Annotated in this window: 1 protein-coding gene; it reads right to left on the bottom strand. The window is 58.6% G+C overall.

The window, feature by feature from the left end:
• A partial coding sequence (locus LZP73_RS20270) for a JAB domain-containing protein (RefSeq protein ID WP_326490378.1) occupies nucleotides 1-290 on the bottom strand: 290 nt, incomplete at both ends.

Here is a 290-nt window from a genome sequence, read left to right as displayed (position 1 = left end):
CCTGGCTGCCACCGATTATCAGATGGTCCGGCACCCGGATATCCACCAGGCCCAGTGCCTGTACCAGACGTTCCGTAATAAGGCGGTCAGCCTTACTGGGTGTGACTTCACCGGACGGGTGATTGTGCGCCAGCACCACGGCAGCGGCATTGTGGTACAGGGCGCGTTTAATCACTTCCCGGGGATGGACTTCCGTGCGGTTGATGGTGCCGGTGAAGAGGGTTTCACCGGCAATCAGCTGATTCTGGTTGTTCAGATACAGCACCCGGAACTCTTCACGCTCCAGTCCT

The sequence above is a fragment of the Shewanella sp. AS16 genome (assembly GCF_021412365.1).
Taxonomy (GTDB): domain Bacteria; phylum Pseudomonadota; class Gammaproteobacteria; order Enterobacterales; family Shewanellaceae; genus Shewanella; species Shewanella salipaludis.
This window is presented reverse-complemented; position numbering and strand designations above follow the sequence as displayed.